Annotated in this window: 1 rRNA gene (only partly in view); it reads left to right on the forward strand. The window is 52.3% G+C overall.

The window, feature by feature from the left end:
- Positions 1-61: 61 nt before the first annotated feature.
- Positions 62-1,145, forward strand: a 16S ribosomal RNA gene (locus tag DW033_RS07990) (it continues 542 nt past the right edge of the window).

Here is a 1,145-nt window from a genome sequence, read left to right on the forward strand (position 1 = left end):
AAGAAGTATGACTTTGGACTACAATAACGGATTCCGGAGCGAGGATAATAAAACAATTTAAACAACGAAGAGTTTGATCCTGGCTCAGGATGAACGCTAGCGACAGGCTTAACACATGCAAGTCGAGGGGCAGCGGGGGTAGCAATACCGGGTGGCGACCGGCGCACGGGTGAGTAACGCGTATGCAACTTACCTATCAGAGGGGGATAACCCGGCGAAAGTCGGACTAATACCGCATGAAGCAGGGGCCCCGCATGGGGATATTTGCTAAAGATTCATCGCTGATAGATAGGCATGCGTTCCATTAGGCAGTTGGCGGGGTAACGGCCCACCAAACCGACGATGGATAGGGGTTCTGAGAGGAAGGTCCCCCACATTGGTACTGAGACACGGACCAAACTCCTACGGGAGGCAGCAGTGAGGAATATTGGTCAATGGGCGTAAGCCTGAACCAGCCAAGTCGCGTGAGGGATGAAGGTTCTATGGATCGTAAACCTCTTTTATAAGGGAATAAAGTGCGGGACGTGTCCCGTTTTGTATGTACCTTATGAATAAGGATCGGCTAACTCCGTGCCAGCAGCCGCGGTAATACGGAGGATCCGAGCGTTATCCGGATTTATTGGGTTTAAAGGGTGCGTAGGCGGCCTTTTAAGTCAGCGGTGAAAGTCTGTGGCTCAACCATAGAATTGCCGTTGAAACTGGGGGGCTTGAGTATGTTTGAGGCAGGCGGAATGCGTGGTGTAGCGGTGAAATGCTTAGATATCACGCAGAACCCCGATTGCGAAGGCAGCCTGCCAAGCCATGACTGACGCTGATGCACGAAAGCGTGGGGATCAAACAGGATTAGATACCCTGGTAGTCCACGCAGTAAACGATGATCACTAGCTGTTTGCGATACAGTGTAAGCGGCACAGCGAAAGCGTTAAGTGATCCACCTGGGGAGTACGCCGGCAACGGTGAAACTCAAAGGAATTGACGGGGGCCCGCACAAGCGGAGGAACATGTGGTTTAATTCGATGATACGCGAGGAACCTTACCCGGGTTTGAACGCATTCGGACCGAGGTGGAAACACCTTTTCTAGCAATAGCCGTTTGCGAGGTGCTGCATGGTTGTCGTCAGCTCGTGCCGTGAGGTGTCGGCTTAA

The organism is Parabacteroides sp. AF39-10AC (assembly GCF_003635405.1).
Taxonomy (GTDB): Bacteria; Bacteroidota; Bacteroidia; order Bacteroidales; family Tannerellaceae; genus Parabacteroides; species Parabacteroides distasonis.